The sequence below is a fragment of the Pseudoalteromonas sp. 11L1 genome (assembly GCF_055397545.1).
In genome coordinates, this window is record NZ_AP041142.1 from 380,854 (window position 1) to 401,001 (window position 20,148).

General features: G+C 38.6%; 17 protein-coding genes. 11 read left to right on the forward strand and 6 right to left on the reverse strand.

All coding sequences use genetic code 11. The features are described from left to right. Positions 1-123 precede the first annotated feature (123 nt). From ACZ5WS_RS17465 to ACZ5WS_RS17475, 3 genes are all read left to right on the forward strand, one after another. Positions 124-318: a YwbE family protein gene (locus ACZ5WS_RS17465; RefSeq protein ID WP_008468098.1), complete on the forward strand. Its 195-nt coding sequence runs from the start codon at positions 124-126 to the stop codon at positions 316-318. Beyond that, on the forward strand, positions 315-833 hold the full coding sequence (locus tag ACZ5WS_RS17470) for a DUF4240 domain-containing protein (RefSeq protein ID WP_368485728.1): 519 nt from the start codon (positions 315-317) through the stop codon (positions 831-833). Before ACZ5WS_RS17465 ends, ACZ5WS_RS17470 begins: the two co-directional genes overlap by 4 nt. Before the next feature lie 805 nt (positions 834-1,638). Then, a complete protein-coding gene (locus ACZ5WS_RS17475) occupies positions 1,639-2,094 on the forward strand; it encodes a hypothetical protein (RefSeq protein ID WP_010388821.1) in 456 nt (151 codons plus the stop codon). On the opposite strand, the gene ACZ5WS_RS17480 is transcribed toward ACZ5WS_RS17475, so the two are convergent. The 3 genes from ACZ5WS_RS17480 to ACZ5WS_RS17490 all read right to left on the reverse strand — a co-directional run bounded on the left by ACZ5WS_RS17480 (position 2,091) and on the right by ACZ5WS_RS17490 (position 4,249). Then, positions 2,091-3,347, reverse strand: a complete 1,257-nt coding sequence (locus ACZ5WS_RS17480) for a Y-family DNA polymerase (RefSeq protein ID WP_464711555.1) — start codon at positions 3,345-3,347, stop codon at positions 2,091-2,093. The genes ACZ5WS_RS17475 and ACZ5WS_RS17480 overlap by 4 nt on opposite strands. Then, positions 3,335-3,748, reverse strand: a complete 414-nt coding sequence (gene umuD, locus ACZ5WS_RS17485) for a translesion error-prone DNA polymerase V autoproteolytic subunit (protein WP_008111480.1) — start codon at positions 3,746-3,748, stop codon at positions 3,335-3,337. The genes ACZ5WS_RS17480 and umuD overlap by 13 nt, the downstream gene beginning before the upstream one ends. Positions 3,749-3,829: 81 nt before the next feature. Further along, a complete protein-coding gene (locus tag ACZ5WS_RS17490; RefSeq protein ID WP_178957100.1) occupies positions 3,830-4,249 on the reverse strand; it encodes a MarR family winged helix-turn-helix transcriptional regulator in 420 nt (139 codons plus the stop codon). Between the two features lie 103 nt (positions 4,250-4,352). On the opposite strand from ACZ5WS_RS17490, the gene ACZ5WS_RS17495 reads away from it, so the two are divergent. The 5 genes from ACZ5WS_RS17495 (at position 4,353) to ACZ5WS_RS17515 (ending at position 10,492) form a co-directional block, all read left to right on the forward strand. Next, positions 4,353-5,099, forward strand: a complete 747-nt coding sequence (locus ACZ5WS_RS17495) for a siderophore-interacting protein (protein WP_464711557.1) — start codon at positions 4,353-4,355, stop codon at positions 5,097-5,099. A gap of 142 nt (positions 5,100-5,241) precedes the next feature. After that, positions 5,242-6,231: an LLM class flavin-dependent oxidoreductase gene (locus tag ACZ5WS_RS17500; RefSeq protein WP_464711559.1), complete on the forward strand. Its 990-nt coding sequence runs from the start codon at positions 5,242-5,244 to the stop codon at positions 6,229-6,231. Between the two features lie 237 nt (positions 6,232-6,468). Continuing rightward, positions 6,469-7,422, forward strand: coding sequence for a patatin-like phospholipase family protein (locus ACZ5WS_RS17505; protein ID WP_171039601.1), 954 nt, complete (start codon positions 6,469-6,471; stop codon positions 7,420-7,422). A 522-nt stretch (positions 7,423-7,944) separates the two neighbouring features. Further along, on the forward strand, positions 7,945-9,357 hold the full coding sequence (locus ACZ5WS_RS17510; RefSeq protein WP_464711561.1) for an alanine/glycine:cation symporter family protein: 1,413 nt from the start codon (positions 7,945-7,947) through the stop codon (positions 9,355-9,357). Between the two features lie 88 nt (positions 9,358-9,445). Further along, positions 9,446-10,492 carry a patatin-like phospholipase family protein gene (locus tag ACZ5WS_RS17515; RefSeq protein ID WP_464711562.1) on the forward strand — a complete coding sequence of 349 codons (1,047 nt, stop codon included), beginning with the start codon at positions 9,446-9,448 and terminating at the stop codon, positions 10,490-10,492. A gap of 488 nt (positions 10,493-10,980) precedes the next feature. On the opposite strand, the gene ACZ5WS_RS17520 is transcribed toward ACZ5WS_RS17515, so the two are convergent. After that, a complete protein-coding gene (locus tag ACZ5WS_RS17520; protein WP_008108715.1) occupies positions 10,981-11,544 on the reverse strand; it encodes a lipid-binding SYLF domain-containing protein in 564 nt (187 codons plus the stop codon). A gap of 140 nt (positions 11,545-11,684) precedes the next feature. Here ACZ5WS_RS17520 and ACZ5WS_RS17525 point away from each other — a divergent pair, with 140 nt between their 5' ends. After that, a complete protein-coding gene (locus tag ACZ5WS_RS17525) occupies positions 11,685-12,896 on the forward strand; it encodes a tyrosine-type recombinase/integrase (protein ID WP_008108719.1) in 1,212 nt (403 codons plus the stop codon). Continuing rightward, complete coding sequence (locus ACZ5WS_RS17530) at positions 12,896-14,095, forward strand: cation:proton antiporter (RefSeq protein WP_464711564.1); 1,200 nt, start codon at positions 12,896-12,898, stop codon at positions 14,093-14,095. The genes ACZ5WS_RS17525 and ACZ5WS_RS17530 overlap by 1 nt, the downstream gene beginning before the upstream one ends. A 76-nt stretch (positions 14,096-14,171) precedes the next feature. On the opposite strand, the gene ydiJ is transcribed toward ACZ5WS_RS17530, so the two are convergent. After that, complete coding sequence (gene ydiJ / locus ACZ5WS_RS17535; protein ID WP_464711566.1) at positions 14,172-17,216, reverse strand: D-2-hydroxyglutarate dehydrogenase YdiJ; 3,045 nt, start codon at positions 17,214-17,216, stop codon at positions 14,172-14,174. A 144-nt stretch (positions 17,217-17,360) separates the two neighbouring features. Between ydiJ and ACZ5WS_RS17540 the strand changes: the two genes are divergently transcribed. Continuing rightward, complete coding sequence (locus tag ACZ5WS_RS17540; protein WP_008108725.1) at positions 17,361-17,573, forward strand: PGPGW domain-containing protein; 213 nt, start codon at positions 17,361-17,363, stop codon at positions 17,571-17,573. A gap of 52 nt (positions 17,574-17,625) precedes the next feature. Here the strand turns inward: ACZ5WS_RS17540 and ppsA are convergent, their stop codons facing one another. Continuing rightward, positions 17,626-20,001: a phosphoenolpyruvate synthase gene (gene ppsA, locus ACZ5WS_RS17545; RefSeq protein ID WP_008108727.1), complete on the reverse strand. Its 2,376-nt coding sequence runs from the start codon at positions 19,999-20,001 to the stop codon at positions 17,626-17,628. Positions 20,002-20,148: the final 147 nt, after the last annotated feature.

Below are 20,148 nucleotides of genomic sequence, written 5' to 3' on the forward strand. Positions count from 1 at the left end.
TTTTTGTTTAATTATCCCTCATTTTAAGCTGTATTTGGCATTTATGGTCTTAGTAAAAGCTTTAATATGGAGAGATTCTATTAAGCAGGCTATAATCGCAAAAAATTGTAATAGAGATTAAATATGGCCGTTCCAACACGCTCGCAAATAACGCCAGGCACAGAGGTTAATATTGTGCTTAAACAAGATCAACGCAGTGGTACTTTAACCAATGGTATTGTGTCGCGTTTATTGACCAAGTCACCTAATCACCCGCACGGAATAAAAGTACAATTAGAAGACGGCCAAGTGGGTCGGGTAAAAGAGATCATTGCATGAGTGAGTTAACCTTAACTGATTTTTGGCGACTGGTTACAGTTGAAGATAAAACCGCAGAGCCTGACTCAGTGTGCCAATTGCTTAAGTCGGCACTGAGTGACTTATCAGATGAGCAATTAATTGAATTTGATAAGCAGTTTAGTATTTGTATGCGTCAAAGTTATACCTGGGACTTATTTGGTGCCGCGTTTGTTATGGCGGGCTGTAATGATGAATATGGTTTTTCAGAATTTCGTTGTTGGTTAATTTCTCGTGGTGAAGCCGTATTTAAAGCTGCACTAGAAAACCCAGATAGCCTGGCTCAGTGCACGCCGCTTTATTTTTTAAACGAGCAACCTTATCCGTATTTAGATGAGTATGACCTAATTGCAGGTTTGTTATATGAAGAGCGTAACGACGATGAGTTACCCTTTATCCCATCAGGGCTTGACCAACCTAAAGGTAAGCGCTTTAAAGACAAACCTAAGTTTTTAAAACAAAATTACCCGCAATTATTTGCTAAGTATTGGCAATAACTCAGCGTGTTATTAATGCATTACTTAATTAACCTGAACTGCGGATAATAAATTCATCTCAAGCAGCTATTTTCAGCGCTAACTGCTTTGAGTTTACTTGCAATAGGCTAGCTATTGACGCGTAATTTCGCCTTGTTTTCACTAAAAATTTCTAGCTAGAGAAAAGTAGGTAAAAATATTTTTTGATTCAACATGTTAGTAAATCTCTTAACCAGAGTTCAGGTTAATCACAAGTAATGCATTTTCTTCCCCCTTTATGTAATAAAGCTTACGTCTAGGGTCTGTTGACCTTTCAAGGTTGAATTTGCAGCAGTCTGTTTGGTATTTAGGCAAGGCAGAGCCTATGTGGTGTGGTTATTCCCCATAAATAGGCGATAACGCAGCATCAATGCCAAACAGGCGCTGCCCGAAGAGTTCTGCCTAGGGGCGACTTACTCTTTGTTGCCTACATGGATGTAGGTAAGGGGCGTGAGCAGGACGCGGAAGCTTTGCTCGGTTTTTTACTTATTCTTACATGTATGTAAGCCAGTAGAATAACGCAGGAGCAGTTATCGAGCCCACTAGGTTACAAATCTCGCGCCGCGATTAAGCAGCCTCTAGTTTGAACAAATTTTAATCCGCAAAGGTAAACAGACCCTAGTTTAATCTTATTTGTTGTTAGCTACGTATTTTAATTTAGTTTTTGCGCAGCTGCTCATAGTAATACGACTTCGCATCTTTTATAGTAAATCTCTGTTATAGTTAGAAATAGCTAAGCATCGTCACAGTGCTTGATCATGGTTGATACACGAGGATAGAGCTTATAATGAAATGTTTCACACTGGTTTTACTTACCATAAGCCTTTTTAGCTGCTACGCAGTGGCAGGCCCAAGTAATAAAACTCGCTTTATTCCACTATTAAAAACTAAGCTAGGTAATTACGAAGTTACCTCAAGTAACTCGGGTTTGTGCACTAATAGTCGATTGCAATTTAATAACCCTGAAGATCCTGAGCAAGGTTTTAGCTTAGGTAAAGAGATTTTGTTTAACTCATTACACAATGGCACTCGTACTATTCAAAAGCCTAATTATTGTTTTATTACCAGCTCACTTAAATACAAAACTAATGGCCTCGAAAATGGTTTACGTATGAGCCGATGTGATAATCCAATTCACGAAAGAACCATTAAACAAACCATTACTTTTTTAACCGATAACACCCTTAAATACACCTTAGATAACCCAAGTGTAGAATGCGAATTTATTAAAGTTGCTGACTAACACTGTATTTTAGGAATATCGCGCCAACGGGTTGTGTATTGCGGCGATAAAAAAGCTCTATTCATATGCCAGCGTTCATTTAGTTGGCTGCTTGCTACGCTAAGCATTCCTTTCCCAAAGCGATGATTTATCGCATCTAAGCAGCCCATTAACTGCGGGTTATCGGTTTGTTTCTCAAATAAAGTATGTTGTTGAAACTGCTGTGGGCTAAGCTCTAATGCACCCACTCCGCATTTATAAAAACGAATACCCGGCTGATATATCTGCTCAAAACTCTTTGATACTGCACTTGCTATAACACGGGTATCGTTAGTGGGCTGATCAAATTGATGCATAGCTGACTTTTTATAAAAAGCTTGTTCATGTGACGAGCTGGCAGCAAAAATATAAATACGATGAGTGAGCGACTGTTGCGCTCTTAATTTTTGTGCAACTACACTGGCATGATTTATTAATGCGGTTCTCACTGCATCAGGATCGCTAAGGCGCTGGCCAAAACTACGCGTTGAAAAAATAGCTTGTTTGTCTTGGCGCACATCGTCCCAGTTTAAACAGGTAATGCCATTGAGCTCGTTAATTGTACGCTCAAGCACTACGCTAAATTGGCGACGAATTGTTTTTGGACTTTGCTCAGCCAGCTGCCATGCGGTATTAATATTCATTAGCGCCAGCTTTTTAGCTATACGTTTGCCCACTCCCCATACATCCTGGCAGTGCATTTGCTGTAAAATAGCTTGTCGGCTTGCTTCATCATCAATCACGGCAACCCCATTAAAGCCAGCTAGTTTTTTAGCAGCATGATTCGCGGCTTTGGCTAAGGTCGGTGTTGGCCCAAAGCCAACCCCAACAGGGAGTTTGGTTTCGCGCCATACTGTACGTCTAATTAGCTGTCCGTAGTGGTGCCAATCGGTTATTAATGGCTGATAGCCTTTAAAGTGCAAAAATGATTCGTCAATACTGTAAATATGCTGGGTATCACAAAAGCGAGCAATAACGTTCATCATTCTATCGCTTAAATTAGCGTATAGTTCGTAGTTAGATGAGCGCACCACCACCTGATGTTTTGCTAGTAATTGCTTTACTTTAAAATAGGGGCCAAATTTAGGAATATTAAGCTTACGGGCAATAGGGCATACCGCACATACGCAGCCATCATTATTGGTAAGCACCACAACTGGTTTTGAACGAATTGCGGGGTCAAATACTTTTTCGGCGCTGGCATAAAAAGCAACCGCATCAACTAAGGCATACATGAAAGTAACTCAGGGCTTTGCCGATGCAACCTAATTGAGCGGGTTACCACGCCTTCAAGCTGAAATTCATCAGACTCGGTTAATTGCACGGGCTTATAAGCAGCAGAAGCCGAGAGCAGCCGCGCATTAGTTTTATCTAGCAGCTTACATACAAATAAACCATTTAAGTTTGCCACAATAACATCGCCATCTTTGGGAATTTCAGCACGGTCAACTAACAGTAAGTCGCCCTCAAAAATACCAATTTCTTGCATAGAGCATCCGGAGGCAACGCCAATAAAGGTGGCATCAGGGTGTTTTATTAATAGCTCGTCGAGTGATATTCCTAACTCACTATACTGCGCTGCAGGCGATTCAAACCCGCAAACACCGGCCTCTATATAAATGGGAATAACAAACATAACACAACCTAAAACGCATGCACTGTATAAGTGTACAGTATATGCGTTTTGTATCAGTTATGCCAAGTAATGAATGGCAGATCAATCCATGTTTTTGATCATTTGTTGGGCAGTATGTAAAAAGTCATTGATTTGCTGTGAGTTTAAGTTTTTACACATTTGCGTATTTACTTGCTCTTCGGCGGCTAATAGCTTGTCATAAAGCGTGCGACCTTCAGGGGTAAATGACAAAATAAAACAGCGCTTGTCGTGGTCACTGGCATCTTTGTTAATCAAATTTAATGCGAGTAGCTCTTTTACTAAGCGTGCTATTTGGGCTTTGTCGCGCTGAGTTTGATTAACAATATCGTTTGCAGTGCACTGAGTTGTTGTTGCAATAATATGAAAGCAGCGTACGTGCATTGCGTTTAATCCAAGCTCGCCCGCATTAATCGCCTCACGTATGGTAACGCGATAATTTTGCATTAAAGCAAATAATGTATTGGCCAATGAGATATGCATAGGGAATCCATAATGGTTGACAAAGTCAATTAAATTGATATAGTTGATTTTATCAACCAATGGGGCGTTGTGCAATTCATCTTTTTTAATGAGGTAAATTTATATGGGTAAAAAAGTACGCAAAGCAACAGTATTAAGCACAGAGCAAGTAACCCCACATTTACAACGTATTATTGTTGGCTCCGATGAGTTTAACGACTTGAGCGCTCAATATATTGGTAACTACGTAAAGGTACTTATTCCCCAAAATGGCCGCGTTGATTATAATATTAAAACTTCATGTATGCGTTCATACACTATAAGGCATGTTGATGAGCACACCGGCGCACTTACCCTCGATTTTGTAATTAATATGCACCAAGGTCCAGCAACTAATTGGGCTAAAAAAGCAAAAGTAGGCGATGAGGTAGGTATAGCAGGACCAGGCCCTAAAAAGCTTGATAATTATGAACACTCACATTACATACTACTTGGGGATTTAACTTCGGTTAATGCAATTAAAGGCTACATGCAGCAACTGCCTAAAAACGCAAAAATTGACGCGATTATTCATGCACCAACAAACGATGATGTGATCAGCTTGGAGTCGCCGCGAGATGTAACTTGGTTAATAACACATAAACCAGATACAGATGTGGTAAACGCATTAAAATCGGTGCCGCTTAGTGAGCAACAACCTATTGTATTTATGGCACTAGAGGCCGGATTAGTACGCAAAGCAAAAACCGTATTAACTGATGAATTAGCGATACCGCGCAGTCAAATTGTTTCATCGGGTTATTGGAAAAAAGGCCTTGATTCAGAGGCCTATAAACTAAACCGCCAACAAACTGCAGCTAAAAGTAGCTAGCTTTTTTGTCGCTCAATCGCAACACCTTAGCGTTTCAAGATAAGCTGCCTTGAATTGGTGTAATGTACACCCATCTCTTACTTTAGATTTATTATTTATGGCTAGCACGTCATAAGTCGCTATTTAATTTGGAGATGCTGCTTTGTTATCAACTATCCCTTTTTCATTACTTGAACTGGCGCCTATGCAAAAAGGGGCCACGGTTAGTGACACCTTAAACAAAAGTACAGCCTACGCACAAAAAGCAGACCAATTAGGTTTTAACCGTTTTTGGTTAGCCGAGCATCATAATATGCCTGGGATTGTTTGTGCCGCCACTTCAATTTTAGTAGGGCACATAGCCGGCAACACTAAAAAAATACGCGTAGGGTCGGGTGGAATTATGTTACCTAATCATGCGCCTTTAGTTGTGGCTGAGCAATTTGGCACCTTAGAGAGTTTGTATCCTGGTCGAATTGATTTAGGGCTAGGGCGCGCACCAGGTAGCGATCCGGTGACAAGTCGCGCCTTAAATAACGACATTAGCCGCGCTGAAAACTTTCCTAATGAAGTAAGCGAGTTACAAACACTATTAGGCCCATACGATGGGGCTAAGCGTGTACGAGCAATACCCGGTGAAAACACTAATGTACCTATTTGGCTGTTAGGCTCAAGTTTATTTAGTGCCCAGTTAGCAGCGCAAAAAGGATTACCCTATGTATTTGCGGGGCATTTTGCACCGCGTTTTGTACATGATGCAATAGCCTTGTATAAACGAGAATTTAAACCATCAAGTGTATTAGTTAAGCCTTATGTAATGTTGGCATTACCTTTAGTGGCTGCCGATACAGATGAAGAAGCACAATATCTATCAACCACTTCAAAACAGCGGGTACTGTCGTTAATCAGAGGCGATGAGTTGTGGTTAAAACCCCCAGTTGAAACAATGGAGGGCTTATGGAGCGAACAAGAGCGTACTCATGTTGAGAGCTTTTTAGGATTAAGTGTTACTGGTGGGCCAGCGAGTATTAAACACAAATTAGAAATGATCGTGAACCAATTAGAGGTCGATGAGCTTATATTCACCAACGATTTATATGACGATGAAAAACGTCATAGTGCGTTAAAAATACTAATGGAAATAAAGAACTAAGCTGTTTATTAAGCAAGCGTACACGCAACCATAGTTACACTAATAACCAAATAGAGAATCGAATAAAGATTGAGTACAAATAAATGATTTATATTTTCAATCGAACTGATTCAATTAATCTGTTTTAAGGATTTAATCAAGCACGTTAAAATAAAACCATATTCCGTTAAGTTAACAACTAAGAGGTACACCGTGAAATCTCAAATAAATGTTGCTCCACACACATTCAATAAGCCTATGCACCCCAAAACTGCATTGATTGCTGAAGGTGGAGGTCAGCGAGGGATATTTACAGCCGGTGTACTTGACGCGTGGTTAGAGCAAAACTACGACCCGTTTGATTTATTTATAGGCACCTCTGCTGGCTCGCAAAATTTAACCAGTTATTTAGCGCGTCAAAAAGGCTACGCAAAACGCTTGATCAGAGGGCTTTCGCGTCATAAACGTTTTTTTCAGTTAGGTCGAGGCCTAATGGGTAAACACATTGTTGACTTAGACTGGTATTTCGAAAAAACCACTGAGGTTAATAGAGCATTAGACTTTAAAACGGCAAAAAATAGCCTTGGTGATAGAGAACTACTGATCACTACAACCAATGCACGTGATCGTAAACCGTATTATTTATCTCCTACTGGCGATGGCAAACACTGGCGAGAGCTATTAAAAGCGTCAAGTGCTTTACCTTTTTTGTATAAACAAGGTGTTCAACTCACTCCTTGGTTAGGCTCAAAAGCGGCAAACGAAGCACATTTAGCTGCAGAGCAATCAAGTGAAGATTTTTATTTAGATGGCGGCTTAGCTGCGCCATTGCCTGTACGCGAAGCTTATAACCGTGGCGCACGAAAAATCGTGGTAATAAGAACCGTTGATGAGAATTTTCAAGCGCAAACTGCATGGGTTCAAAAGCTTAGAACATTTGCATGTGCATCGGGCTACTGCCCAAAAACACTTGATTACTTGATTCAACACGAGCAAGCATACCTAGACGAGCTTGAATTTATTGCTAATCCCCCAGATGATGCTGAAATTATTCAAATTTTTGCTAACGAAAAGCTACATAGCAAATTGTTAGGCAGCTCTAATGATGACCTCCGATTTGATCATAAATTAGGCTTGAAAGCAGGTCGTGATTATTTAAAAAACTATCATACAGAGTTAAACCGTTTCAGTGAGCCGCAATACGCAATGTAAGCAAGCCTCTAGGGCGTTTATAGCGCTAATTAACAAGCCGCATGCAAAGCAATATGCACCTACTGTATATTGCTTTGGCGTTAAACTTAGCCTGTAATTTTAATGGGTTAATAAAAAATACTGATCAAACTAAAACAACTCAAGCTAGCGTAATTACCACACACTGTAACGCATCATATTAATAATAAAACCAGTCTAGCATCATAACTCAACCACCAATCTCAGTTCATAAACTCACTGTGAGTCGACTTATTCTGCACAAAATTTAACAAAGCGTACTATTCTTATCTTGGAAATATAAGAGGCCGTATAATTTTAACGCAAGGCTTAGTGCTGTGTCGTCTGAAGCTACAAATATATTATTGATTTTTTTATAAAAAACGATAAGGTATGAGTGTGATTTTATATTCACAATAACTGAAATAAAATTCACGCGACGTGCGGTGCATTTATTGTTTTAAACACCTAAAGATATAAATGTAGAAGCAAGCGGATATAAAAATAACAAATAAAGGACGGGTGATGTTTGAAACAGTAGTAAAAAGTGTCAATGGCCTTTTATGGGGCGAAGGGCAAGTACTTATTTACATTCTCCTATCTACCGGAATATGGTTTTCAGTACGCTTAAAAGCAATTCAATTAGTTAAATTTAAGCACATGTTTAGCCTGCTAAAAGGCAGTAGTAAGTGTAATAAAAACGATATTTCATCATTTCAAGCGCTCTGTACTGGGCTGTGTGCTCGAGTAGGCACAGGTAATTTAGCCGGTGTGGCTGTGGCTATATCACTCGGTGATAGCGGTGCCATATTTTGGATGTGGGTCATTGCTATACTAGGTATGGCAACCGGATTTGCAGAAAGTATTTTAGGCCAGGTATATAAAATTCGCGACAGCAATGGCGAATTCAGAGGTGGCCCTGCATATTATATTCAACAAGGCTTAGGCAGTCGTGCCTTTGCTATTGTGTTTGCCGCCTGTTTGTTTTTAGGTTACGGCTTTACCTTTAGCGCCATGCAAACCAACACCATTACTGATGCACTAAATTACGCATTTGAAATACCCACTTTTTACTCAGGTGTTGTGATCACACTTTTAGCAGGCTCTATTATTTTAGGGGGCTTTAAAGCCATAGCCCGATTCGCCGAGCGAGTAGTACCTGTTATGGGCATCGTGTTTGTGCTTGTTGCTGTGGTAATTACATTGATTAACTTCACCCAAGTACCTGCCATGCTTAAAGATATATTTTTATCGGCGTTTGGCTTGCAAGAAGCTGGCGCAGGCGCCATGGGGGCAGCCATTAAAAATGGTATACAACGCGGTTTATATTCTAATGAGGCTGGCGCGGGAAGTGTGCCGCATGCATCGGCAAGTGCCAGTCCAATGCCAAACCACCCAGCTACGCAAGGCTACATACAAATGTTAGGGGTGTTTTTCGATACCATCGTATTGTGCAGTTGTACCGCCGTTATTATTTTATTGGCCGATGTAGACATAAGCGGTGAAATGGAAGGCATACGCTTAACACAAAGCGCAATGACCTCACACTTAGCGCAAGGCGGCGTGTATTTTGTAGCCGCTGCCATTACTTTATTTGCTTTTACCTCGGTGGTTGCTAACTACGCCTACGCCGAAAGTAACCTGCACTTATTTAAGCTCGATAACAAAGTAGGCCGCGGTATTTATACTTTGCTTTATTTATCAATGATGTTGTGGGGCGCATCAGCCACCTTAAAACAAGTATGGGATTTAGCTGATATTGCTCTAGGGTTAATGACAGTGGTAAACGTAATCGCTATTATACTACTCACACCGACTATTTTGTCTGTTACTAACGACTACCACGCACAAAGAGACAAAGGCATAGAGCCTGAGTTTAAAGTAAAAAACGTAAAAGTGCAGGGAAAATGTGAAGACGGAATTTGGGATCAAGATTAAAGTTTAAAATTTTTATTTTGCATAAGTATTCATTTTTAAGTTTGGCTTTAACAACATTAAACTGCGACTCTACAGGTAGTATTTTTAGATGATCGACATTTATGCGGGTAAAACTGCAGCAAAAATAATAAACGAACAAGGTTTTAAACCCGAGATTTTTACCTCTTTTTTAGGGGCAAGTGGTGGCCCTAAATGGTTTACCTTATTTGGTTTAGACAAATATATATTTGGCGAATTTTTTAAACATCGCACCCAACCGCTTAATTTAATTGGCTCATCTGCAGGGGCTTTTCGTTCAGCCTGTTTTGCACAAAACGATCCCGTTGCTGCCATTAAGCGGTTAGCAAAATCGTATTCACAAACCCGATATTCTAGTAATAAACCAACGCCTAGCGAGATAACAATAAAAGCGCGCGCACTACTCGAAGATGTTTTTGGCGATGATGGCGTTACCGAAATAATAAATAACCCCGTATTTAAAGCGCATTTTATTGTCGCAAAATCTAACGGCTTTATTGCCAGCGAACATAAGTTAATACAGCTTTTGGGTTTATCAAAAAGTTATATGCTTAACAAAATTAATCGAAAATTATTAGGCTCGCAATATGAGCGTTTTATTTTTGGCGCGCCCAATAGTGATTTAAGTATTACTGACAGTTATAAGTTTAAAACACAAAACATTGAACTTACTCAAATAAATTTGAAAGATGCCTTACTTGCATCGGGCTCTATACCACTAGTAATGCAAGGTATAAAAAATATTGCTGGTTCGCCACCAGGAATTTACCGCGATGGCGGCATTATTGACTATCACTTTGATTTAAAAATTAATAACCCAGGCTTAATTTTGTATCCGCATTTTAACTCAGATCCAAAAGCAGGGTGGTTTGATAAAAATTTAAAACGAAAAGTGTCGCCACAAAATTACGACAATGTAGTAATGATCACCCCATCAAAAGAATTTGTAGCAGGGTTACCTTATGGAAAAATTCCAGACAGAAACGACTTTACCGATCTTGATGCAGACACTCGTATTAAATATTGGAACACCGTGTTTAGTGAAACTGAGAAATTAGCTGAAGCGTTTGATAATAAATTAAATGCTGATAACTTTGATTTGAAGTTATATAACTAATTTAACTTTAAAAATTAAAATAACCATCTCAAGTGATATAAATGAAAGAGTGTAAGCCTTTATATTAAAGTGTTTAAGTTTTAATTATATTTAAAAGCTGGTTTTTTAGGTCAGATAAATAAGTGTTCTAAGTTTTATTTTATGCTTTAAATGTTTTATACATGTTTTCTGCTATTCGTTAAAAAATGAAAAGAGAATAATAAACATCGTATATTGGATTCTATAAGCGTAAAATTATTTTAGCTGATAGCTGATAGCTGATAGCTGATAGCTGATAGCTGATAGCTGATAGCTGATAGCTGATAGCTGATAGCTGATAGCTGATAGCTGATAGCTGATAGCTGATAGCTGATAGCTGATAGCTGATAGCTGATAGCTGATAGTTGATAGTTAACTACCCATAAATTACGTTATGTTAAATTGAGTTATATAAATTAAAGTGGGTGTAATCATACAAACTAGCCCACCTATGATAGGGTTTTGATAGCTTAGTTTAGCTCAGAATCGACCCAAAATTTAGTGCCTTTTAAAACAGCTTGCAGTGCAAGGCCACTTTCGGTTAAAGAGTAAACAGTAACTTGGTCAGCAATAGCTTCGGCAACTAAAGCGCCACCTTTATCTTGGTATTTTGCAGCAGCATCGGCATTACCACCGAACGCCCAACCATGTTTAATAAATCTATTTAACGCTGCTTGATCGTGAAAAACCATCACAATATTGAAATCTTTAACACCTAAACCTAAGCCTAAACCAGCTTCGCCCATATTCATATAGGTAGATTTTCCGGTTAGGTTATTTTTTACTACACCGTACCCACCACCAAAACTGGCTAAAATAACGTTTACATTGGCATTATCAAATACAGCATAACCGGCAGAGTTTGCAATTTGAGTTTTAACATCTGGTTTTTTTTCGTATAAAGCAGTTAATGTATTCGATTTCATACTTTGTACTAAAGCACGTTTTTCTCCAGGAGAAGCACTGCCTGTAGTAGCGCAACCTGTTAATAAAACGCTAATAACTAACATGCTCAACAGAAGTAATTTTTTCATGATTTTTCCTTTAATAAGGTATATGGTTAATAAATCTGCATTTAGCATAAATATCAAAATTTCGTTATGTCCAATACTAGACAGTATCGGACTTTAAGGTTAATCTATAAGTCTATTATTTTCTTATATATTTTACTATTATGCTTGTTGCTCTGGTCGATACATTAAAACAATTACGTTATCAAATAGCTCACCTTGAAGATAATACACTCCAATCAGAATATCCAGAACTAGCCTCTTTTATACAGCAAGTCAGCTTGACTGTAACTGAATCAAAGGCCGATCTAAATTTTTTATACCAGTTTTTATATGTTTATGGCCGAAAATCAGAAGCAACTTATAGTCGTTTTCGCAATGAATTAGAACGATTTTATTTGTGGTCATGGCTTATAGCTGAAAAATCAGTATTCGATTTAAAGCGTGAAGATATTGAGGCGTATGTTGATTTTATGGTCGAGCCGGATAAAAAGTGGGCATCAACTTCGGTGCAGTGGCGCTATAAAGATGAGCAAGGAGTACGTCGGTTAAACCAAAATTGGCGCCCTTTCATGCAAAAAGAATCTATTGCGAGTCAGCAAACATTATCCGCAATGTTTACTGCACTTAATGTATTTTACAAGTTCGCTATTTTAGAAGAAAAAACCTTCGCTAACTTTGTACCTGTGGTTAAAAAAAATAGCCCTTATTTAGTAGTACAATCGCAGATTCAAATTCCCGATACATTGAGCGATATTCAATGGGAATACGTATTTGGTGTAACACGTGATCTGTGTGAACAAAAACCAGAGTATGAAAGAAACCTTTTTACCCTCGCCTGTTTAAAAGGATTATATTTACGTATATCAGAATTATCAGAACGTCCACAATGGTCACCTGTTATGTCTCATTTTTGGCAAGATAACGATGGCTTTTGGTTCTTACGTATAATGGGTAAGGGTAATAAATTACGAGATGTAACTTTAAGTGATGATTTTCTTGAGTATTTAAAACGTTATCGGTTATACCGTGGTTTACCTGCCCTGCCCCGGGTTGACGAATCCGACCCGTTAGTGCATAAAATTCGTGGCCAAGGTGGTATGACAGTAAGACAAATTCGACGTTTAGTACAACAAAGTTTTGATATTGCTCAGCAGTCATTACTTGATGATGGCTTTAAAGATGACGCGGAACAATTAGAAGCGGCCACTGCACATTGGCTTCGACATACCGGTGCAACGCATGACGCACAAACTCGACCTTTAAAACATTTATCTGAAGATTTAGGCCACGCAAAAATAGCCACAACCGATCAAATATATATTCAAACAAATATTAAAGAACGGGCAAAGTCTGGAATAAAAAGGAAGATTTAATGGAATACTTAATTATTGCTCTTATTGGTGCATTATTTTTAATTTATTCTACAACACTACGCCAATTAGAAAAAACAGAAATTACTGGGCCGATGTTTTTTGTTATAGGGGGGATGCTGCTAGCATTGATAGCTCCGAACGAAAGTGAAAATTTTAAAAATGGCTTACGGTTTTTACTGCCCTTTATAGAATTAACGCTCAGTATCTTTTTATTTACCGATGCAGCAAAGTCAAAATTAGGAGTATTAAGGCATAGTTTTCAATACCCAAGTTTACTTTTATTTGTTGCCTTACCTTTAACCCTATTACTCGGGATTGCTACTGCGTTATTTTTATTTGCTGAGCTTTCCTTAATTCAAGCAGCACTTATCGCAATTATACTAACCCCAACCGATGCGGCTTTAAGTAAGGGATTATTAAGCAATACAAAAGTGCCTGAAAAAATACGCGAAGGTATTAATACAGAAAGCGGTTTAAACGATGGCTTATGTGTGCCTATATTTTTAATATTTATTCTGCTCGCAAAAAATCCTGAATCTGCAATTACTGCAACACAAACGTTAAGTGTGTTTGGTAGAGAATTGGGAGTTGCATTATTAATTGCATTTGCAAGTATTGCTGTTTTTATTCCGTGTTTAAATATTGCAATGAAGCGACATTACTTTGCCCAAAATACTAGCCCGTTTTTACTATTGGGTTTTGCTATGGCTGTATTTTCACTTACGCAATATTTTCATGGCAGTGGATTTATTGCCGTATTTGTAGCGGGGCTTTTATTTGATAAATACGCGAGCACCAAAATAAACAAAGAGCTGATTGAAGACTCAGAGCATATAGCTGACTTTTCCTCTTTAATGATTTGGTGTTTATTCGGTTTTGTTTGTGCTTATTTAGTGATCCCAAAATTAAATACTGAAATAATAATTTATGCGCTACTTAGTACAACACTGATCAGAATAATTCCTGTTATGTTGTCATTGCAATTTACGTCATTAAAAATAAAAGAGCGTTTAACGTTTGCTTGGTTTGGGCCACGAGGATTGGCTTCGATTGTTTTTACTTTAATGGTTATTGATACACAAATAGAAAATAAATTTCAAATTGCGACCATTGCTATGACCACAATTTTATTTAGTGTATTTATTCATGGTATTAGTACAAAACCGATTGCAGACAGTTTTGCTAAAAAAACTAAATAAATATAAACAAAAATAAAAAGGCGTAGCTTAATAATAAGTTGCGCCTTTTTATTTTACAGCTTACTTAGTTAAATTATTAACTAAGTACTTTTGCCAGTAACTCTATCGGATGCTTAGGCTTAAATTTTTCATAACGTTTTACTTGGCTACGACATGAAAAGCCAGTTGATAAAAGTTGCTCAGGTTTATTTTTATCAACGATAGGTTTCCAACTCATTTCATAAAGTGCTTTGGAGTTTGCTTGGTTTTGTGCTTCATGACCATAAGTGCCGGCCATACCACAACACCCAGTACTTGTGGTGTTTAATGTTAAACCAAGCTGATCAAAAATACTTTTCCACACACTTGCGGCTTTTGGTAATGCAGTCGTTTCGGTACAGTGACTTAATAAGGTAAATTCAGTATTTATTTGTTTAGCTTCTAAAGCACTGAACGATTGTGTTTCTAACCATTCATGCGCAAGTTGCACATTAAAATCGCCACGGTTATTTTCTAAAATTGTATTATATTCATCGCGATAACACATCACTAACGACGCATCTAAACCAACTAGCGGTGCATTAATATCATTAAGCTGATTTAAAAACTCTGCAGCATTTTTTGCCGTTAGCTTAAATTCATGCAAAAAACCTTTCACGTGCTGAGGTTTGCCATTGGGTTTAAAGGGTAACAGCATTGGTTTTTTTCCAAGCTGAGTAATTAGTGTAATAAAACTCTCAACCAATTCTGCTTCGTAAAAGCTGGTGAATGGGTCTTGAACAATGAGTACATAATCATTTTGTTCATCGGTACTTAATTTTTTAAGTAATTCTAAATTAAATGTTTGCGCTTTGTTTACACGTTTATTGAGTGCAGGAATACTTAACTGCGGGGTATCAACATAACCTACGGTTTTTTTAATGAGCCCACTAACTAATGATGTCTTTACAATTGGATTAATAACCCTGGCAAATTTTGCCATTAACGGTGCGCTATTTTCTATATTACCCACTAAGTAATCTTTGAGTGGGCGGGCATAATAACTGTGATAATAATTTAAAAAACGGGCACGGAAAGTTGGCACATCTACTTTTATTGGGCAAGCCGTGGTACACGCTTTACACGCTAAACATTCATCCATTGAGGCTTTTAACTCATGCGAAAAATCGTAAACGCCTTGTTTTTTCTCTCTGCTATGAACAAAGCGCTCCCACCAAGTAATTACTTCACCCTTGTTAAGTTCTTTTTCTACCTCAAGTAAATTAACATCTTTTGACTCTTGAAGACGTAACCATTCACGCATTAGCCCTGCTCGGCCTTTTGGCGAATTACGGCGATCGCCAGTTACTTTATACGACGGGCACATTGGCGAGTTTTCATCATAATTAAAGCATAAGCCGTTACCATTACAGGTCATTGCATTGTTGAAACTGGTCTTAACATCAATTGAAATTTGCTTGTCGAAGTAAGAACGCTTTTGCCCATCAACGCTAACTAGTAAGTCTTCACTTTCAAGCGGGGTACATATTTTTCCGGGGTTGATTTTATTATTTGGATCAAACGCCGATTTTATTTTTCGTAATTGCGTAAATAAATGCTCACCAAAAAATTCAGGACCGTATTCACTTCTGTAACCTTTACCGTGCTCGCCCCACATTAAACCACCGTATTTTGCGGTGAGTTTTACTACTTCATCTGAAATAGTACGCAGTAATTTTTCTTGTTCTGGGTCGCACATATCAAGTGCCGGCCTAACATGTAAAACGCCAGCATCAACATGACCAAACATACCGTATTGTAATTTATGGCTATCGAGTAGCGCTCTAAATTCAACAATATAATCGGCTAAATTTTCTGGTGGAACGGCGGTGTCTTCTGCAAACGCGAGAGGTTTTTGGCTGCCTTTTACATTACCGAGTAAACCCACTGATTTTTTACGCATTGCATAAATTTTCAGTATATCGCTTTTATTACTGGTTAACTGATAGCCAATAACGCCATTAGTTTGGTTAGCAACACACTCATCTAACAATTTGCACAAAGTGTCTACTTTGTCTTTTATGTCTTCTGGTGATACGGCATTAAACTCAACCATGTTGAGTCCTTGCATATCTTTATTTGGTATATCAGTTATTAAGTCCGATACTGAATGCCAAATAATATCTTCGCGGGCAAGATTTAATACTTTGCTGTCAACAGTTTCAACTGAAGTTGCGCGGGCATCAACTAAAAATGGTGAATGGCGAAGCGCAGAATCAAAACTGTCATATTTTATATTTATGAGGGTTTTAAATTCTGCGATAGGTGTTAGGTTTAATTTTGCTTCAGTAACTATGCCTAAAGAGCCTTCTGATCCGGTTATTAAGCGGCTCATATCAAAAGTTTGTAAGTCTTCACTTAGCACATGCTCTAGGTCATAACCGGTTAAAAATCTATTTAACCGTGGAAATTTGGCTAATATAGCGTCGCGTTCATTAAGTGATATGTCTAATACTGTTTTGTAGAGTTTGCCAATTAAGGATTCCTGATCGGCAATTATTTTTGCTTTTTCAATGTCTATTGGACTGGTAGACATTGCAGTGCCATCAACTAAATAGGTGGTTAGCCCTAAAACATGGTCGCTGGTTTTGCCATAAACTAAGGAGCCTTGCCCCGATGCATCAGTACTGATCATGCCGCCAATAGTGGCGCGGTTACTGGTAGATAAATCGGGTGAAAAGAAAAATCCATACGGTTTTAAAAAGTCGTTAAGTTGATCTTTTATCACACCGGTTTGAACTCGTACCCAACCTTCTTCAACATTTATCTCGAGGATTTCACGCATATAACGTGATAAATCAACTACAATACCAGGCGTTAAAGATTGACCGTTTGTTCCTGTGCCGCCACCGCGAGGACCAAAAGTTAACGATAAAAAAGGGTCTTGCGATGCTATTTGCAGAGCAACTTGAATGTCTTTTTCGCTTTTTGGAAAAATAACACCTTGCGGAAGCTGCTGGTAGATACTGTTATCGGTTGACGCTGTGAGTCTGGTTGCATAGCTTGCGTCTGTATCTCCAGTAAACCCTTGATTTTTTATAGTATTTAAATAATTTGCGACAAGCTCGGTCGCGGCATCTTGTTGTGTAATAGTTGCTATCATGGCGGCGCTTATTAATGCATTTGTGTAATTATATCATGGCGATGGCTAATAGAAATTGAAGATTTTACAGTTTGTAACACTCTTTTTATCGATATATGAGCAGCTGCAATTATAATCAAGTTAAACGCCTACTATGAGGTTTATATGAAAAAACTACTAATGCAGATCAGCGGAACACTGTTTATTTTACTCGGATTATTGTTTGCTGTGGTGCCAGGGCCATCGTTAATATTTTTTATTGCAGGCTTATTCTGCTTTTCTATGTATTACCCTAAAGCTAGAGGGTATTTAACTTGGTGTCAAAAAGCACTGACTCGTTCATGTGCCTATTTAGATAAAAAATTAGCAAAAAATTAATTTTTAGTCATAAAAAATGCCAGCAGTTGCTGGCATTTTTTAACGAGGTAACTTACTTAGCAAGTTTGTCTGCTAAGTATAACCATGTTTCTAGTACTGTATCTGGGTTTAGCGAAACAGAGTCAATGCCCTGCTCTACTAACCATGCTGCAAAGTCTTCATGATCTGAAGGACCTTGACCACAAATACCTACATATTTACCTTTCTCTTTGGCTGTTTTAATTGCCATAGAAAGTAGCTTTTTGATTGCAGGGTCACGCTCATCAAATAGGTGAGCAATTAAACCTGAATCGCGGTCAAGACCAAGCGTTAACTGAGTTAAATCGTTAGAACCGATAGAAAAACCATCAAAGTATTCTAAAAATTCTTCAGCCATTAATGCGTTTGACGGAAGCTCACACATCATGATTACTTTAAGACCATTTTCGCCACGTTTAAGGCCGTGTTCTTCAAGTAATTCAATAACGCGTTTACCTTCTTCAAGGGTACGTACGAATGGGATCATAATTTCGATGTTGGTCATATCCATGCTGTTTCTTACGCGTTTTATTGCTTCACACTCAAGTGCAAAACAATCACGGAAGTCTTCAGAGATATAACGTGCAGCGCCACGGAAACCAATCATTGGGTTTTCTTCTTCTGGCTCGTATTGCTGGCCGCCCACTAAGTTAGCATATTCGTTTGATTTAAAATCAGACATACGAACAATTACACGCTCTGGTGCAAACGCACAACCTAAGGTAGAAATACCTTCTACTAGTTTACCAATATAGAATTCAACAGGTGATTCGTAACCGGCAATCATGTCTGTGATTTCTGCTTTTAATGCATCTGTTTGTGCATCAAAATTTAATAACGCTTTAGGGTGAACGCCAATCATACGGTTGATGATAAACTCAACGCGCGCAAGGCCAACACCTGAATGTGGTAAACGTGCAAAATCGAATGCGCGATCTGGGTTACCTACGTTCATCATCACTTTCATTGGAAGTTCAGGCATTTCATCAACACGTGAAGTAAGTACTTCAAAGTCTAAAATACCTTCGTAGATGAAACCAGTATCGCCTTCGGCGCATGATACAGTAACTTCTTGACCAGCTTTAATTAAGTCTGTTGCATTACCACAACCAACAACGGCTGGAATACCTAACTCACGAGCAATGATTGCAGCATGACATGTACGACCACCACGATTTGTAACAATCGCAGCCGCGCGTTTCATAATAGGTTCCCAGTCTGGGTCTGTCATGTCGGTAACTAATATGTCACCTACTTGTACTTGGTCCATCTCTTTGATTGAATCAAGTACACGTACAACACCACTACCAATTTTATGACCAATTGCACGGCCTTCAACAACAACATTGCTGCTGCCATTTAGTTGGAAGCGTTCCATTACGTTTGTGTCTTCGTTTGAGCGAACAGTTTCTGGACGCGCTTGAACTATATATAGTTTGCCATCGTTACCATCTTTTGCCCATTCGATGTCCATTGGACGACCGTAATGTTTTTCAATGATTACAGCTTGTTTGGCAAGATCTTGCACTTCTTCATCTGTAATCGAAAATTTGTTTGAAAGTGCTGAGTCTACGTCAACAATTTCTACTTGTTTGCCATGAGCTTTGTCTTGAGAGTAAATCATTTGAATGGCTTTAGAGCCAATGTTACGACGTACTACAGCTGGCTTGTTTTTAAGTAGCGTTGGTTTATGAACATAAAATTCATCAGGGTTAACCGCACCCTGAACAACCATTTCACCCAAACCATAGCTTGATGTGATAAACACTACATCTTCAAAGCCCGATTCAGTATCAATACTGAACATAACACCTGATGCTGATTTATCAGAGCGTACCATGCGTTGAATACCCGCTGATAACGCTACACCACGGTGATCGTAGCCTTGGTGAACACGATAAGAAATAGCGCGGTCGTTAAATAACGAAGCGAATACGTGTTTAATAGCAGTCATTACAGAATCAATACCAACAACGTTTAAGAACGTTTCTTGTTGGCCTGCAAACGAGGCGTCTGGCATATCTTCAGCAGTAGCTGATGAACGAACAGCGAATGAAACATCTGCAGAAGCATCACCATGAAGTTGGCTGTATGCATCGCGGATTGCTTTATCTAGACTAGGTTGGAATGGGGTATCGATAATCCACTGACGGATATCGGCGCCGACTTTGGCGAGTGTGTTTACATCATCAACATCAAGAGTATCTAAAATGTCGTGAATTTTTGCGTTGAGTCCTGATTGTTCTAAAAACTCGTTAAAAGCGTCTGAGGTAGTAGCAAAACCACCTGGGACTTGCACACCTGCGTTAGCTAAGTTTGAAATCATTTCACCAAGTGAGGCATTTTTACCACCAACTCGAGGAACATCTTGCATACCAAGCTCTTGATACCAGAGAACGTATTCTTGCACGGATCTTTCTCCAAAAAACAAATTGTAGTACTAACTGTGAGAGTTAAGAAAGAAAACCTTTTATAAAGGTCGCCCCCATTCTACACTGGCAAACGTCCTCACGTAAACCGTGATACACTTATTTTAAAATTAAATGTAATAAAAAAG

What these genes read in the sequence shown, in the direction of transcription:
- ACZ5WS_RS17465 (WP_008468098.1), top strand. Translation starts at nt 124, where the DNA reads ATGGCCGTTCCAACACGCTCGCAAATAACGCCAGGCACAGAGGTTAAT.
- ACZ5WS_RS17470 (WP_368485728.1), top strand. Translation starts at nt 315, where the DNA reads ATGAGTGAGTTAACCTTAACTGATTTTTGGCGACTGGTTACAGTTGAA.
- ACZ5WS_RS17475 (WP_010388821.1), top strand. Translation starts at nt 1,639, where the DNA reads ATGAAATGTTTCACACTGGTTTTACTTACCATAAGCCTTTTTAGCTGC.
- ACZ5WS_RS17480 (WP_464711555.1), bottom strand. Translation starts at nt 3,347, where the DNA reads ATGTATGCCTTAGTTGATGCGGTTGCTTTTTATGCCAGCGCCGAAAAA.
- umuD (WP_008111480.1), bottom strand. Translation starts at nt 3,748, where the DNA reads ATGTTTGTTATTCCCATTTATATAGAGGCCGGTGTTTGCGGGTTTGAA.
- ACZ5WS_RS17490 (WP_178957100.1), bottom strand. Translation starts at nt 4,249, where the DNA reads ATGCATATCTCATTGGCCAATACATTATTTGCTTTAATGCAAAATTAT.
- ACZ5WS_RS17495 (WP_464711557.1), top strand. Translation starts at nt 4,353, where the DNA reads ATGGGTAAAAAAGTACGCAAAGCAACAGTATTAAGCACAGAGCAAGTA.
- ACZ5WS_RS17505 (WP_171039601.1), top strand. Translation starts at nt 6,469, where the DNA reads ATGCACCCCAAAACTGCATTGATTGCTGAAGGTGGAGGTCAGCGAGGG.
- ACZ5WS_RS17510 (WP_464711561.1), top strand. Translation starts at nt 7,945, where the DNA reads ATGTTTGAAACAGTAGTAAAAAGTGTCAATGGCCTTTTATGGGGCGAA.
- ACZ5WS_RS17515 (WP_464711562.1), top strand. Translation starts at nt 9,446, where the DNA reads ATGATCGACATTTATGCGGGTAAAACTGCAGCAAAAATAATAAACGAA.
- ACZ5WS_RS17520 (WP_008108715.1), bottom strand. Translation starts at nt 11,544, where the DNA reads ATGAAAAAATTACTTCTGTTGAGCATGTTAGTTATTAGCGTTTTATTA.
- ACZ5WS_RS17525 (WP_008108719.1), top strand. Translation starts at nt 11,685, where the DNA reads ATGCTTGTTGCTCTGGTCGATACATTAAAACAATTACGTTATCAAATA.
- ACZ5WS_RS17530 (WP_464711564.1), top strand. Translation starts at nt 12,896, where the DNA reads ATGGAATACTTAATTATTGCTCTTATTGGTGCATTATTTTTAATTTAT.
- ydiJ (WP_464711566.1), bottom strand. Translation starts at nt 17,216, where the DNA reads ATGATAGCAACTATTACACAACAAGATGCCGCGACCGAGCTTGTCGCA.
- ACZ5WS_RS17540 (WP_008108725.1), top strand. Translation starts at nt 17,361, where the DNA reads ATGAAAAAACTACTAATGCAGATCAGCGGAACACTGTTTATTTTACTC.